Below are 14,663 nucleotides of genomic sequence, written 5' to 3'. Positions count from 1 at the left end.
CTATCAGATAGCAATCGCTCAATTTAAACTCTGCTAAAATGGCGCCCTCGTTTCATATAGTTCAGAGTTATGTTTGCAATTATTGCAGCGGTTGCTGTCATGTTCGGCCTCTCCTTAGGGCGTGTTCCCGTCGTATTTGCATTGGTCATTGGTGCTTTGACTGGTGGTTTATTGGCTGGTTTAGGGCTACAAGGCACTTTAGATGCATTCAACAACGGTTTAGGTGGTGGTGCAAAAATTGCACTGGCTTATGGTGTTTTGGGTGCGTTTGCCTTAGCTTTGGCACGTTCAGGTTTACCTGATCTTTTAGCCTATAAACTGGTTAAAAGTCTTAAAAATGATGCAGATATTCGTGCTCAAAAGCAGGTGAAATTTCTCATTTTTAGTACCATCGGACTCGCTGCTATTGCATCGCAGAATGTCATTCCTGTGCATATCGCTTTTATTCCTGTACTCATTCCGCCATTACTCATCGTGTTTAATCATTTACGTTTAGACCGTAGAGCGGTGGCTTGCGTGCTTACATTTGGTTTAGTCGCAACTTATATGTTCTTACCCATGGGGTTTGGCGCAATATTTTTGAATGATATTCTTGCACATAACATTAATCATTTTGGTCAGAGTTATGGTTTACAGATCAGTAATGATCAAATTCCTCGCGCTATGATTATTCCTGTGGGGGGAATGTTTCTTGGAATGCTGACAGCTTTATTTGTGAGTTATCGTAAGCCACGAATATATGAAGATAAGGCTTTGCATAATGTAACACGAAGTATCGTGGGGGAAATGGCCCAGGAGCAACAAGCACCACAAATTGCACGATTTACCTTATTTATGGCCGCTTTTGCTGTGATTGCGACCATTATTGTTCAGCTTTACTCTGACTCTATGATTGTTGCGGGATTAGTGGGGGTTGCGATTCTAAGTTGCGCTGGGATTTTTAAATGGAAAGAAGCTGACGATGTTATCGTGAGTGGAATGAGAATGATGGCATTGGTTGGCTTTACCATGATCGCAGCCCAAGGTTTTGCTGCGGTGATTGAGGCAACGCATCAAGTTCCTGAGTTGGTAAAAGCGACAGCAGGATGGATTGGGGACAGTAAAGCACTTGCCGCTTTTGTGATGTTATTGGTTGGATTATTGATTACTCTTGGGATAGGTTCTTCATTTTCCACGGTACCGATTTTAGCCATAATGTACGTACCATTGTGCTTGCAATTCGGTTTTAGTCCTATGGCAACAATTGCGCTTATTGGAACGGCTGCTGCTTTGGGAGATGCAGGCTCACCTGCATCCGATTCAACTTTAGGACCGACTTCAGGTTTAAATATCGACGGGCAACACGATCATATGCGAGATACGGTTGTACCGACGTTTTTACATTTTAATCTGCCGCTATTGATCTTTGGTTGGATTGCTGCGATGGTCCTATAGTATGAAATAAAAATGACTCTCTTAGAGTCATTTTTTATATTAAGAAATAATAAAGTATAAGCGTTAAATAAAATATATTTTATTAATAAGAATCTTCTCGAGAAGTTTTAATATTAAAAAAATGAATAGTATTTTTTTTTAAAGGTATTAAAGTGACGTTTTTTGACTATTTTTTTTATTTATATCTGATTGTTTTGTTAAATTAAACTGAAAAATATATTTTTGAGCTACTTTTGATCCTTATTTTTATCTGTTAAATCCTTACTAAAGTGCTTGGTTTTCATGTATTTAATGTTGACTCGTGTGCTGGGTTTTAGTCTTGTTACATATATTTACAATTATATATCTTTGTGAATCATACGCTTGAAAATATGATTAAAATGCTAGGAATTAATATGTATTGCATAATATAAAAACTCATGATTATTATAAGTACGTAGGTTTTAAATTTTATTAAAGAGGTTTTGAAAATGTTAAAAAAAATATTGGTTCTTGGTTTATTGGGGATGTCTTCAACTGTTTTTGCAGGAGGTTTGCAGGTTAAAGTTGGGGCCAGTGTTATTGCACCAACAGATAAAACAACAATCGCTGATGTTGGCACTTTAAAAGCTGATTATGAGTATGCATTTACACCATCAGTTGAGTACTTTTTTGGGGATACACCATTTTCAGCTGAGTTATTATTGGCTACACCAATAGCACATGATGTTTCTCTAGATGGAACTAAAGTGGTAAAGCTCAAACACTTACCACCAACCATTACTGCTAAATATAATTTTAAGAACTCAACAGCTTTCACACCTTATATTGGTGTAGGAGGAACTGCATTTATTGCATGGGATGAGAAAACAGTTGGTCCATTATCAGGTGAAAAAATTAAAGTGAAAGACGACTTTGGTTTTGCGGGGCAATTAGGTTTTACATTCCAGCCTGCTGATGCAAAAAATTGGGGCGTATTCTTTGATGCACGTTATGCGCAAATTAAACCTGAAGTAAGATTGAATGGTACAAAACTGACTGACCTCGATATCAATCCGATGGTGTATACATTAGGTTATAGTTATAAATTTTAAAATAAAAACAGATAAAGAAACCTCACATCTAGTGAGGTTTCTTTGCGATATCAGTATGAAATAAATACAGTTGAAAGATATTCGGTGTTATATGCTACATGAGTCACTTATACCAGCGTAGAAGTAGAGAGAAAGATGAAAAGGTTACTTATAGCTGTATTTTTGGGGATATCATTTACATTATTTTCCCAAACCCACGCAGCGAGTTTCTCCTGTAAGGCTGTTCAGTTAAAAGCCGAGCATCAAATCTGTGCTGATCGTGAACTCAATGATGCTGATGTAAAGTTAGCAACAACTTATCAGATCATTTTACATGCATTACCAATGGGGGGACGAGATGCGGAAAAAGGTCTGCAAGTTAAGTGGTTAAAGCAGCGTAATGCCTGTGGAGCAAACAAGGCTTGTATTAAACGGGCATATATGCAACGGCAACAACAGCTTGACCAGCTTTTACAAGAACGTGTACTGAGCCAAGTTCCATTCTAATTTCGATTTTGAATGGATTTGATATAAAAAATTAGAAAATAAGCATTGAAAAATTGGAGTTATCCACCATTCATAAATCATTCCAAATAGATAAGCCTCACAAATAAGGAGTGATGTATGAGTGAACAAGCCTCACAGAATTATAGTTTCCAAGCTGAAGTTGCTCAGTTATTGCATTTAGTGACGCATTCTCTCTATTCCAACCCTGAAATTTTCTTACGCGAACTCATTTCGAATGCTTCTGATGCCTGCGATAAATTACGCTTCGAAGGAATCAATCATCCTGAATATTATGAAAATGATCCAGATTTGCGTGTACGTGTTAGCTTAGACAAAGATAATAAGACGTTGACAATTTCTGATAATGGTATTGGTTTAAGCCAACAAGAAGCGATTGATAATTTAGGGACGATTGCAAAATCAGGTACCAAAGATTTTATGTCTAGACTTACAGGTGATCAAAAAGCAGATGCGCAGTTGATTGGTCAGTTTGGTGTAGGCTTTTATTCAGGTTTTATTGTTGCTGATAAAATTACCGTTGAATCTCGTCGTGCGGGTTTAGATGTAGCAGAAGGTGTACGCTGGATCAGTGCTGGAACAGGTGAGTTTGAAGTTCAAAGCATCGATAAAGAAACCCGTGGTACCGATATTATTTTACATTTACGTGATGATGCACTTGAATACTTAGAATCTTGGAAAGTTAAGCAAATCGTCAACAAGTATTCAGACCACATTAGCTTGCCGATTGAAATGCAAAAAGAAGTTTGGCAAGAGGAGGAGGTCGCTGAAGGTGAAGAACCAAAAGGCGGTCAAATGGTCAAAACTGATGAATGGGAAGCAATTAACTCTGCAAGTGCTTTGTGGACCCGTAGTAAAAATGAAATCACTGAAGAACAGTATATCGAATTCTATAAAAACCTCAGTCATGATTTTGCTGAACCACTCGCTTGGGCACATAATCGAGTAGAAGGAAGTACTGAATATACGCAATTGCTATACATCCCAAGTCAGGCAAAACAGGATTTATTTACTCGTGAAGCCAAAGCCGGCATTAAGTTGTATGTAAAACGTGTATTCATCATGGATGAAGCAGACAACTTGATTCCAAACTATTTACGCTTTGTGCAGGGGATAGTCGATAGTGCTGATTTACCATTGAATGTCAGCCGTGAATTACTACAAGAAAGTCGTGATGTGAAAACCATTCGTGAAGGGAATGCACGTCGTGTATTAACCTTGTTAGATGGTTTAGCAAAATCTGAAGATGAAAAAGACCAAGAGAAATTTAAAAAATTCTATTCAGAATTTGGCTCTGTTTTGAAAGAAGGTTTAGGTGAAGATTTTGGTAATCGTGAACGTATTTTGAAACTATTGTGTTATGCAACTTCAACCAATGATGAGATTTCGACTTCTTTTGCTGACTATAAAGCACGTATGAAAGAAGGGCAGAAAGCGATTTATTACGTGACTGCCGATAGCTTAACTGCTGCAAAAAATTCACCGCAGCTTGAGTTGTTTAAGAAAAAAGGCATTGAAGTATTGTTAATGGCGGATCGCGTTGACGACTGGGCAATGAATTTTGTGCATGAGTTCGATGGTACACCATTACAGAATGTCTCTAAAGGTGCTGTGGACCTAGGTGATCTACAAGATGCTGAAGAGAAAAAAGCACTCGAAGAAGCTGCTGAGCAATTTAAACCAGTCGTTGAGCGTTTAAGTAGCTCATTAAAAGACAAAACAAAAGAGGTTCGTGTCACTACACGTTTAGTTGATTCCCCTGCATGTTTAGTCACCAGTGAGGGTGAACTTTCTCCACAATTGATTCGTATGCTGAAACAAGCAGGGCAAGCTGTACCTGAGGTCAAACCGACTTTGGAAATTAATCCAGAGCATCCACTGGTGAAGAAACTTGAGAGCTCAGCGCAGTTTGATGATCTTGCGAATGTAATCTTTGATCAAGCGGTGATTGCAGAAGGTGGTTTACCTGAAGATCCTGCTGCTTATGTGAAGCGTATTAATGAGTTGTTGTTGAAATAAAAGAAATCATATAAAAAACCTCTGCTTTGGCAGAGGTTTTTTTATATGTATGGATAAGTCTAAAGTTATCCACAGTAATGTTTAAAAATTCATCTTATTTAAAATAAGGTTTCAAGACGTAGGAAGGTACTCACATAATGATTACGATCTTCACGATGATCATTAAAATAGTTAAGATCACCTTGTACGTAGAACCATTCACGCCATAGCGGTTGCCGCCATGATACAAATGGACCCCAGCTATTTAAACGCAGATCATTATCGTTGTAGTAACCCCCCGTATAGATGCCATAATTAAATCGGTTATGTGCAAAGAATTGATGTTCACGGAAAGTCCGGTTGTCCCATCTTAAGTCATCATCTTGCTTATCCGCATATGTGAGACTGAATTGATTAGAAATGAATGGTTGATTGGGGCGAGCGTGGATAAGTTCTAAATTGGTACGAAGATAGTTTTCACTTTTACTGCCATAACGATAAATTTGTTCAGCATTAAAGCTAAAATCCTGTTCCAATTCCCAATTCTTTTTTGCTCTTAAGCGAAGATAAATGTCACTGCCTGAACGGAGACCAATATCAGCATTGGTTTCAAAAGGAAGTCTTTTTGACAAATCAGAAAAGCGCAAAGCAACAGAGCCATTACTATCACGGGTTTGTTTTGAGCTAAATCTTTTATCGGGATCTTGATTAGGTTGCTGATTGATATTGCCTATATGATTATCGAACTCATCATCTAAGGAATCATCACCAAAAACTAAACTTAGTCGTTTTTCCAGTGTTGGTAATTTGATCTTACCGCGAATACGAGGTTTAACTTCATAGTTGTCATATTCATTCCAGTAATTATCGAGCATGACGCGAATCGTTGCTGAAGCGGGTTTATCTGGATCAATTTCACCAAACCAATCATCAATTTTAACTGAAGTGCGATCAGCCCATTCGCGTATATGGCGTTGTTGTTTATCTACCCAAGTCTTATCTTCAGTTTCCTTGACGGGGGGTACGACGGGTTGACTCGATTGCTCAGGGAATACGGTTGGTGTTGCATCTACCCACTTGGGAATATAGCCTAGCCAGCTTTCTGTAAGTGTTGTTTTCGGTGCAGATGTTAGTGGTTGTTGCTGAACAACTGTATCTAGATCTGTTTCTGCATAACAGTAGGTATTGATCGCAGCAAAAGAAAGTGTTGCGAAGCAATAAAATAAAGGTGTTGATACCGTTTTGATAGAAATCGTCATGATGCATGCTTTATATATTGTTCTTACTTTCACTTTTGATGATTCGTCTTCCAAAAGCAAGTTAAAGACACAAAAAACAGCAATTTAATTATATAAAACAAGAGTAAAGAGAAGCATTATCGCATTTCTCTTCCTCATTAAAGATGATGATCTTGAGATTTCAAATGTTCTGCTGAAATAGCTGAATGAGTATTCCTTATTATGAGGATTCGGAGACAGCACTATTTTCCAAAGCTTGATATAAATCATGTACAGAGATCGGTTGTGGCAAACGACTGATTGCTTGGCGGATTAATTGCCACGTATAACCATCGGTTCGATCCAATAACAAATAAGGATATGCTTGATCTTCGCTTGAAAGTTTCACACGTTCAGAACCATGAATAACACGAATTTTATTACGCTCTCTTAATAAGATTACGGGTGTAAAAAAAGTTGCTGCAGTTTCCTCAAATGGAATAAATTTTTGTGTATTAATAAATGATGCTGGAATATAGGGATAGGCTCGTTGATCACGTTGCCAAATTAAAGTTCCATTCATGATACATTCATTAAATAAGTTTTCATGTTGATGGTAATGCTGTTTGAAATTATTCCAGCTAGTTTGATGGATTGAACTAGTGTGCGTATGCTGCTGACTGGTATAGGATTGTAAAACGGAGGTTGCATATTCAGTGTTATGTGTCCCCACCAACACGACATAATGTGAAAATTGTCCTTGAGCATATAGTTGTTCAGCAATGAATATCTGCGCAGACTCCCAAACTGGTTGGGCTTCATTTTCTGCTTTGAGGTATAACCAATCAATTTTGATGTTTTGATCAATCTCATTGTGCATGTCAACACGATATAATGATGGAAAATGGCGAGCATTGACACGCTCTAGACGACAGAGAAAACCGTCTAGATTAAAATCATTTAATGCAACAGGTTTAGCCTTATTTAGATTGTTCAAGCTTCTGCTAGCTGATTTGGTTTCTTGTTGCGAGGTATTCTTTTTTACTGGAATTGGTTGAATCTTTTCCTGAATAATTGCATCAAGCTGTGATTGGAATTGTGCAGTTTCATTCCGAATTACTGATAATACATCGCTGTGAGGATGTTGACTTAAACTTGGTGATGCCGAGGTTTGAATGGGTTCTAAAACAGGGATCAGTGCTTCAAGTTCGCGATCTGTTTTAATATATTCACCCGCATGATTTTTTAGCCATAATAATGCATCTTGGGATGAATTCATCCATGGGCTTTTTAAAAATGATAATGTTGGGCGAATCACCCATACTTGCCAAAGTTGGGCCTGGCGTAAGGCAGCCCAACCCATATCACCAGATGCAAATAACGCATTCTCAACGCGTCCCATAAAATTATAAGTACCACGATAGGTCATGGCATAGCCATGATCGCTTAGCTCCTGAGTGGAAAACTCTTCATTTTGAATAAATGCTTTAAATGGTATCAATTGATCCTGAAAACTAGGATCATCGCATGATGCACAAATATCTTTAATTCGTTGTTTTGCTTTTGCAATTTGAAACAGCGATGCCTTATCATCATTGAGCCCCTCAATGAGACTTTTGAGCTCATCGACCAAAAGTGCTTTCTCTAATACGTCCATCTATTGTTTCCTTAGAGATAGGCTTGAGCCTGTTTAAATAATAAAATTAACTGTATTACTCACAATGGATATACATTTTTTAAGTCAAGTTGGTTCTTTTTCCATGTGAAAAGTAATTCACGATACAGAGACATTATCCAGTTCTAACTCTTTAAGAGATTGTATAAACTTGTATTTTCATCACAAAAGATGTCACTTTATGACAATTATAGAAGAAAAAAAGGCAAAATCTATAGTGCTATAGTTAGTAAATGCTCTCATTTATGCAGTATAAATCGAGATGCTGTTCATGCTTTATTATTGAAAATAAAAACATTTTAAAAGAATAGATCGGAGAAATAGATGATGAAGTAAAAATATATCTGTAAATTTATAGTTGAGTTGTGAATAATCTCACATATCTATGCTAAAAAATTAGCAATATGAATGAATTGATACGTCAAAAGGATAGGATAAGTATTTAAAATATAGGCATAAAAATAATTCAGGTTTGTATGAGTACAAGCAGCAATTTTAAAATCACTGCTTGTCTATCAAGATTGAATGGCTATGGCTTTATTTCACATTGATCATCTTGGCACTGGGCAGTATTGTCTGAATCTACTTTCTGTGGTGTAGAGGATAGAGCTTGCTGTAAGACCTGTAAGAAGATTTCACGTGGTTGTGCGCCAGAAAGTGCGAGTTTCTGATCAAATACGAAAAAAGGTACACCTGTGACATTTAATTGTTCACTTGCGATTTTTTCATCATGACGAACGAAATCAGCCAGTTCATCAGAATCGAGTACGTATTCGACTTCTGCATTGTCTAGACCAATGCGTGATGCGATTTCTTCGACTACTTCTCGCTCACCAATTGCCAAACCTTCAGTCATATAGGCATGGAAAAAGGCTTCTTTTGCTTCACTACCCAAACCCTTGCTTTGGGCCAAGTGAATAATACGATGTGCATTAAAGCTATTGCCAGAATTGGCTTTTTGCCATTGGAAATCGATACCTTCGGCTGCTGCCATCGTCGCTATATTACGTTCCATTTCTTTTATTTCAGCATGGCTACGATCATACTTCTTGGCTAAACGTTCCGTGTTCGACGTATCGTGTTTTGCTGGAGCATCTGGATCAAGCTCAAAGCTATGCCAATGAATATCTAGTTCAATTCCTGCTTCTTCTGCAACATGTTCAAGACGTTTTTTCCCAATATAGCAAAAAGGGCAAACTACATCTGACCAGATATCTACGCGCATAGTGTTATCTCAAAAATGATTATTACATCTGATAATAAGGGTGATCATGTTGAATTTAAAGCGAACATTATGTAATGCTGCATTACAAGGATTGAAATAAAAACATCTAAAGAGAAGTTGTTAATAAGATTAACATTGGCTTTAGAACAAAAAATATAATTAGATTTGGAGATGATATGCGTCGTTTTTTGATATTTTTATTCATCATTACTGTTTGTATTGGTTCATTTTTTTTCTATCAGGATTATATAAAACAACGACAACTGAATAATCAAAAAATGTTCGATGTTGTGATGACTGAGAAAATGCGTGAACTATATGATCAAGCCCAAGATTGGTCAACGCCTGTAGAGTTTGATGTGCATGACGATCGTCTATCGGGTGATTATCAAAAAATGTCTGTGTTTTTACTCGACTATTGGATGCAAAATGTTGAAGCTCGTAACCATTATTTACGTGAGTTAAAAGCAGCGAAATGGGATACCTTCCTAGATGTTGAACGGTTAGATCGGGATCGTACCGTGGATTATAAAGAAACGACACAGATGTTTGTCGATGTACGGCAAGCCTCTGCACAATATGAACAGCAACGCCTACAAATTCATTTGAACGCGCTAGAACAAGTCAAAAAAATGTCAATTCAACAGGATTTACGTCAATCATTACAAGCTAAACTCGAAGCCAACCTAGAGATTAATCCTGATGAAGATATTTTCGCAATTGAGCAAGAAATTATAGAAAGGGCACAAGCGATGTTTGATTTATTGAAGGCACATACATGGCAAAGAAAGAATAGGATGATTCTTTTTCATGAAAATGCACCTGTGAAAAAATTTAATGTGCTTTATCAAGAGGTACTTAAATTGAACAGTCAGATGAATAAAATTAAGAAAAATAATGTAGAAGTATTGGAAGAGGAACTATGAGCCATAGCTGGGCAATTATTGGAATTGGCAATAATTGCCCTTAGTAGCAAAATACTTGGCTAATCAAAAATCTTTTCAGCAGCTTGGAACGGCAGGCTGACCACATCAATTGCAACAGCAAAAGGCAATAACACTAATTTCTCTAATGGGTTCAGACTAGATCGAGATTTATAACTTTCTTGTTTTTGCGTATAAATGGTGACTTGATAAGGCTTGCTTAATGCTTTTAATGAACTGAGGTTATTTGCGGTAGGATAGACGACACCAGCAAGTTTTATATCAAAACAAAAACGTTGTGCTTGCATACGTGTATCACTTGAAGATGAACACTCTTTTGCACCATTTTCAATAAAAAATTCTAAGTCTTTTTTACTTAAATCCTCTTTGAGTTTGACATAAGAAATGGGCAATGTTCCTGAAAAATGACCGTCATTTTTTTCAGAAAAGAAATTTAGATCACGAGTGATTTGAATATTTTTAGGGTCCAGCTTATTGATAATGGTCACAAATTGATTACCACCTTGGGTCAAAATATAACTATTTTTTTGACCTGCAATTACAATACTATCTCTTGGTAAATTGGCAGTTGCTTGTGCTGGTCGTCCAAACGCCACTACATTGTCTTCAACCAAAGTAACTTTTGCTGTCCGTGTATAAGTTTTACTGTCTTTAGTGATGAGGGTTTTGGTGGCGCAGCCTGATAATAGTATTCCTGTGGTAGCGAGTACCAGCATTGTTTTAGTGTGTATTGGGAACATCCATCTCTCCTAGCAATATAAAAAATAATTTACACAAGTGATCATCAGTATAGTAAGAATGAACGCGTTATATGTTGCTATTTCCATACTTCATTTGTTAGCCCTATTGCTTGAAACGGTAACATAACCACATCGAATGCAATGGCAAGAGGGAGTATCGGTAACTGCTGCAATATCTCTTTCTTGGATCGTTTCACAGTTTCACTTTTATAGTAAAGGTACTGAATCTTGACATGGTAGGGTTTGGATAAGGGAGTTAATGTATCAATATTTTTTGCAACTGGGTAAACCTTACCTCTTAGTTTGAGATCAAAGGTGGCAGGCCGTATTTTTTCTATACAACTACAAGGTTGGACACCGTATTTTTTAAATAATGTTGCTTCTTTTTCGTTTAATTTTCCATTTGGGGGAGTATAAGAAAATCTAAAATTTCCATAAAAATGTGGGCTATTTTGTTCGGGAGCATTGAAATTTAAGTCACGGTCAATTTGAATATGCTTTGGATCAAGTTGGCTGATCAGTTGGATAAGTTCAGTGCCACCTTGAGTAATCACATAACTATACTGCTTTCCTGCAATGACAATACTATCAGCGGGTTCATTCGGTAATGCAATAGAAGGCTTACCAAAAGCGACTACATCATCTTCAAGAATCGTGATCCATTCATGTCCAGATTCATATTTTGTAAAGAAGTCTCTTGTTGAGTCACCCACTCTATTTGATGCACAAGCTGTAAGAAAGAGGGTTGAGCATAGGGTACAAGTTAAAATATTTTGATTTAAGGATTTTAAATTCATTCTTATTTTACGCTTCTGATCATTATAAAAAAGAATAAATAAAAAAATGCATGAAAGCCAGCAATTGTTTTATATGCATTAATCAACTGAATTAGTTTTATGGAAAATTCTGATCCGAGTTGTTATTTATCGATAAGTGATTTCTTTCTAAAGAAACACAATACCCCTCAAACTAGACTTAATGTATTTAATTTAAGGGGAAATTCGTTTCTTCGATATAGATTTATTTGCTTGCCACTTCAAATAAAGGATTTAAAATAGCTTTAGCTTCAATGGAGTGATTCTTCCTAGAGTACGGTTTACCCATGAGCATTCCACCTTTTGTCCACATGATCGTCTTACTATTTAAGTCGACAATGTGCACAACATATTGTTGACCTTCCTGTGGGATATAAGCGGTTACGAAACCACTACCAGCGCCGACTGTAGCTAGGCTCACACCGACACTTAATGCCCCAGCAGCAAACTTTTTACCAAATGAAGCATCTGTACCTGTAACAGATGCTATAAATACATAATCAGATTGAGTTAGATTTTTAAGTGCAGTTATATCCTGATCACTTAGTTCAAGTAGATTGCTTACAGGCTTTTTTTCTTTTGCATTTTTAAGTGCTAGGACCGCTTGTTTATTAAAGCTTTGTGTAAGATTTAATAATGCTTGCTGTTGTTGTTCTGACAACGTTTTGTTTTCTAGAGAAACGAGTGGATAGTTTTTAATTTCAGCACGTTTAGCTTCATTATCTAATCTATAGTCATATTTTTTAACTTGCTCTTCGGGCATGAAACCACATACAAAAGGCATGATTTTATGTCCGACCTTTACACCTTGTTCATTCAGTTGACTGGAGAGCAATTCGGCAAATTTCTGTGCAGTTAAACGAGATTGTTCACCTTCAATTAGACTAGTTCCTAACTCACTTCGAATTAAACATCCATCTGAGATGACAGCAACTGGATTAGTTTTAAGCAATGCTTGAGTTTGGTTCAACTTATTGCGTTCTTCTGTAGAGATTTTTGTGGTTGCACAGCCCGTGATAGAAAGCCCAAGTGTTAAACATAGTAGGAAATTTTTCATGCGTACTTTAGTTGAGTAAATTTTTGTAAAATTATGGATAAATAATGTATTTAAGTAAATAGCTATCATTAATTTTTACTACATTTTGTTGGGTTATTAACTTGATATTTACCGTTTATCTGAGCCTTACTGAATCAAGTCGAACTTTGTTGTAGCCTATTATTAGGTGCTTTCATTTAACTCATTATCTTTCTATTGAGTGACTGATTTTGGAGTGAGCCATGAACTTTCTAAAACGATCAGCTTGTATCGCCGTATTGATTGCTATGGGCTTATCAACGGTTCAAGCAAATGACGTTGTGACATTACCAACCATTAAAATTATGGCTGAATCTGAGCTACGTGAAGAAGTGGGCTTTATTCCGTTTCAAGAAGATGAAAAAGTACGTGAAGCATTGCAGCATCATATTTATAAAGTACATAGTGATATGCAGAATGCTGGTGTAAATGAGGGGATAACTACAGTTAATTATCAGCCTAAAACGGCTGAACCAGATTTATCTCAGCTATCACCGATATTACAGCAATATATTTTAGCTGTGGCGAGAGGATTTCAATCGTCTGATCCAACCACAGGTGTATTCAAAATGTTGGAACCTTTGAATATTGATCGTAATAATATCATGGGTATCCGAGATGGAACGATTAAGATCAATATGGATGATATCTTGAAATTGCAAAAGCAAATTGAAGATGGATTGAGAGGACAACAAAACCAGTTTTTCACACCCTAAGATTTGAAATTAGCTTTAAAAAAGAAACCCCGCATTAAGCGGGGTTCTTTTTCTCACGTATTTAAGAATTAAACACGTTCGATAATCGTCGCGATACCTTGACCAAGACCGATACACATGGTCGCAAGACCGATTTGTGTATCTTGTTGTTCCATCACGTTCAACAATGTAGTTGTGATACGAGCACCAGAACAGCCCAATGGGTGACCCAATGCAATCGCACCACCATTCAAGTTGATGATGTCTTGTTTTTCATAGATACCTAAACCTTTCATGACTGATAAGCCTTGAGCAGCAAACGCTTCGTTTAACTCGATAGTTTGGATATCCGCCATCGTCAAACCAGCACGTTTAAGCGCTTTTTGAGTTGCTGGAACTGGACCGTAACCCATGATCGCAGCATCACAACCTGCAATCGCCATAGAGCGAATCACAGCACGTGGTTTCAAACCAAGCGCTTGAGCACGTTCAGCAGACATCAACAACATTGCAGATGCGCCGTCAGAAAGAGCAGATGAAGTTGCTGCTGTGACTGAACCACCTTTAGGATCGAAAACTGGTTTCAATGCTTGGAACGCTTCAAGGTTTGCATCTGGACGAATTACTTCATCGATGTCGCAAAGGATTTTGAAACCATTTGCATCATGACCTTCAACACCAACGATTTCGTTTTTAAAACGACCTTCTTGTGTTGCAGCCCAAGCACGACGGTGAGATTCAACACCGAAAGCATCTTGCTCTTCACGAGAGATGCCGTTCATGCGACCTAACATCTCAGCCGTTAAGCCCATCATGTTCGATGCTTTAGCATAGTGTTTAGATGCTTCTGGGTTTAGGTCGATGCCGTGCATCATACCTACATGGCCCATGTGCTCAACACCACCGATGATGAATACATCACCTTGGTTCGTTGCAATCTGAGCTGCCGCAGTATGGATTGCTTGCATTGAAGAACCGCAAAGACGGTTAACAGTTTGACCTCCAGCAGTTTTAGGAATATCAGCCAATAAACCAATATTACGAGCAATGTTCATACCTTGCTCTAAAGTCTGGTTTACACAACCCCAGATTACATCTTCAACTTCGTTGGTATCAAACTGGTTACGAGCAACAAGTGCACGTACTAACTCAGCAGATAAACTATCGGCACGTACATTGCGGAACATACCGTTACGTGATTTGCCCATAGCAGAACGAACGCCATCAACAATCACAACGTCACGTGGATTTAAAGTAGCCATTCACGT

General features: G+C 37.4%; 13 protein-coding genes. 6 read left to right on the top strand and 7 right to left on the bottom strand.

Translation table 11 applies throughout. The features are described from left to right. Positions 1-69: 69 nt before the first annotated feature. The 4 genes from F2A31_RS14185 (at position 70) to htpG (ending at position 5,030) form a co-directional block, all read left to right on the top strand. Entirely contained in the window at positions 70-1,434 is a 1,365-nt protein-coding gene (locus tag F2A31_RS14185) for a Na+/H+ antiporter family protein (protein WP_150027108.1), read from the top strand. 470 nt (positions 1,435-1,904) lie between these two features. After that, complete coding sequence (locus tag F2A31_RS14180) at positions 1,905-2,507, top strand: OmpW/AlkL family protein (RefSeq protein WP_150027106.1); 603 nt, start codon at positions 1,905-1,907, stop codon at positions 2,505-2,507. 135 nt (positions 2,508-2,642) lie between these two features. Beyond that, entirely contained in the window at positions 2,643-2,993 is a 351-nt protein-coding gene (locus tag F2A31_RS14175; protein WP_150027104.1) for a lysozyme inhibitor LprI family protein, read from the top strand. Positions 2,994-3,110: 117 nt separating this feature from the next. After that, positions 3,111-5,030, top strand: coding sequence for a molecular chaperone HtpG (gene htpG, locus F2A31_RS14170; protein WP_150027102.1), 1,920 nt, complete (start codon positions 3,111-3,113; stop codon positions 5,028-5,030). A gap of 98 nt (positions 5,031-5,128) precedes the next feature. Here htpG and F2A31_RS14165 read toward each other — a convergent pair whose 3' ends face one another. The 3 genes from F2A31_RS14165 to F2A31_RS14155 form a co-directional block, all read right to left on the bottom strand. Next, positions 5,129-6,268, bottom strand: coding sequence for a hypothetical protein (locus F2A31_RS14165; RefSeq protein WP_150027100.1), 1,140 nt, complete (start codon positions 6,266-6,268; stop codon positions 5,129-5,131). 199 nt (positions 6,269-6,467) lie between these two features. Further along, positions 6,468-7,883: a hypothetical protein gene (locus F2A31_RS14160; RefSeq protein ID WP_150027098.1), complete on the bottom strand. Its 1,416-nt coding sequence runs from the start codon at positions 7,881-7,883 to the stop codon at positions 6,468-6,470. Between the two features lie 547 nt (positions 7,884-8,430). Beyond that, on the bottom strand, positions 8,431-9,126 hold the full coding sequence (locus F2A31_RS14155) for a DsbA family oxidoreductase (protein ID WP_150027096.1): 696 nt from the start codon (positions 9,124-9,126) through the stop codon (positions 8,431-8,433). Between the two features lie 176 nt (positions 9,127-9,302). On the opposite strand from F2A31_RS14155, the gene F2A31_RS14150 reads away from it, so the two are divergent. Next, positions 9,303-10,052 carry a hypothetical protein gene (locus F2A31_RS14150; RefSeq protein WP_150027094.1) on the top strand — a complete coding sequence of 250 codons (750 nt, stop codon included), beginning with the start codon at positions 9,303-9,305 and terminating at the stop codon, positions 10,050-10,052. A gap of 59 nt (positions 10,053-10,111) precedes the next feature. Here the strand turns inward: F2A31_RS14150 and F2A31_RS14145 are convergent, their stop codons facing one another. The 3 genes from F2A31_RS14145 to F2A31_RS14135 all read right to left on the bottom strand — a co-directional run bounded on the left by F2A31_RS14145 (position 10,112) and on the right by F2A31_RS14135 (position 12,682). Next, the gene (locus F2A31_RS14145; protein WP_150027092.1) at positions 10,112-10,810 is read right to left on the bottom strand and encodes a YidX family protein; all 699 of its coding nucleotides are present in this window, start codon (positions 10,808-10,810) and stop codon (positions 10,112-10,114) included. A 77-nt stretch (positions 10,811-10,887) separates the two neighbouring features. Further along, positions 10,888-11,607 (bottom strand): YidX family protein, encoded by a 720-nt coding sequence (locus F2A31_RS14140; RefSeq protein ID WP_150027090.1) that lies wholly within the window; start codon positions 11,605-11,607, stop codon positions 10,888-10,890. A 223-nt stretch (positions 11,608-11,830) separates the two neighbouring features. Continuing rightward, entirely contained in the window at positions 11,831-12,682 is an 852-nt protein-coding gene (locus F2A31_RS14135) for a hypothetical protein (RefSeq protein ID WP_150027088.1), read from the bottom strand. 221 nt (positions 12,683-12,903) lie between these two features. On the opposite strand from F2A31_RS14135, the gene F2A31_RS14130 reads away from it, so the two are divergent. Beyond that, positions 12,904-13,416 carry a hypothetical protein gene (locus F2A31_RS14130; protein ID WP_150027086.1) on the top strand — a complete coding sequence of 171 codons (513 nt, stop codon included), beginning with the start codon at positions 12,904-12,906 and terminating at the stop codon, positions 13,414-13,416. A gap of 68 nt (positions 13,417-13,484) precedes the next feature. On the opposite strand, the gene fadA is transcribed toward F2A31_RS14130, so the two are convergent. Beyond that, positions 13,485-14,657, bottom strand: coding sequence for an acetyl-CoA C-acyltransferase FadA (fadA, locus tag F2A31_RS14125; RefSeq protein WP_150027084.1), 1,173 nt, complete (start codon positions 14,655-14,657; stop codon positions 13,485-13,487). Between the last annotated feature and the right edge of the window lie 6 nt (positions 14,658-14,663).

Source organism: Acinetobacter suaedae (assembly GCF_008630915.1).
Classification (GTDB): Bacteria; Pseudomonadota; Gammaproteobacteria; order Pseudomonadales; family Moraxellaceae; genus Acinetobacter; species Acinetobacter suaedae.
The sequence above is the reverse complement of the archived record's forward strand: the minus strand, read 5'-3'. Positions and strand labels throughout refer to the sequence as shown.

Bases quoted from the DNA above. Each gene is read 5' to 3' on its own strand.
- F2A31_RS14185 (WP_150027108.1), top strand. From the start codon at position 70: ATGTTTGCAATTATTGCAGCGGTTGCTGTCATGTTCGGCCTCTCCTTA.
- F2A31_RS14180 (WP_150027106.1), top strand. From the start codon at position 1,905: ATGTTAAAAAAAATATTGGTTCTTGGTTTATTGGGGATGTCTTCAACT.
- F2A31_RS14175 (WP_150027104.1), top strand. From the start codon at position 2,643: ATGAAAAGGTTACTTATAGCTGTATTTTTGGGGATATCATTTACATTA.
- htpG (WP_150027102.1), top strand. From the start codon at position 3,111: ATGAGTGAACAAGCCTCACAGAATTATAGTTTCCAAGCTGAAGTTGCT.
- F2A31_RS14165 (WP_150027100.1), bottom strand. From the start codon at position 6,268: ATGACGATTTCTATCAAAACGGTATCAACACCTTTATTTTATTGCTTC.
- F2A31_RS14160 (WP_150027098.1), bottom strand. From the start codon at position 7,883: ATGGACGTATTAGAGAAAGCACTTTTGGTCGATGAGCTCAAAAGTCTC.
- F2A31_RS14155 (WP_150027096.1), bottom strand. From the start codon at position 9,126: ATGCGCGTAGATATCTGGTCAGATGTAGTTTGCCCTTTTTGCTATATT.
- F2A31_RS14150 (WP_150027094.1), top strand. From the start codon at position 9,303: ATGCGTCGTTTTTTGATATTTTTATTCATCATTACTGTTTGTATTGGT.
- F2A31_RS14145 (WP_150027092.1), bottom strand. From the start codon at position 10,810: ATGTTCCCAATACACACTAAAACAATGCTGGTACTCGCTACCACAGGA.
- F2A31_RS14140 (WP_150027090.1), bottom strand. From the start codon at position 11,607: ATGAATTTAAAATCCTTAAATCAAAATATTTTAACTTGTACCCTATGC.
- F2A31_RS14135 (WP_150027088.1), bottom strand. From the start codon at position 12,682: ATGAAAAATTTCCTACTATGTTTAACACTTGGGCTTTCTATCACGGGC.
- F2A31_RS14130 (WP_150027086.1), top strand. From the start codon at position 12,904: ATGAACTTTCTAAAACGATCAGCTTGTATCGCCGTATTGATTGCTATG.
- fadA (WP_150027084.1), bottom strand. From the start codon at position 14,657: ATGGCTACTTTAAATCCACGTGACGTTGTGATTGTTGATGGCGTTCGT.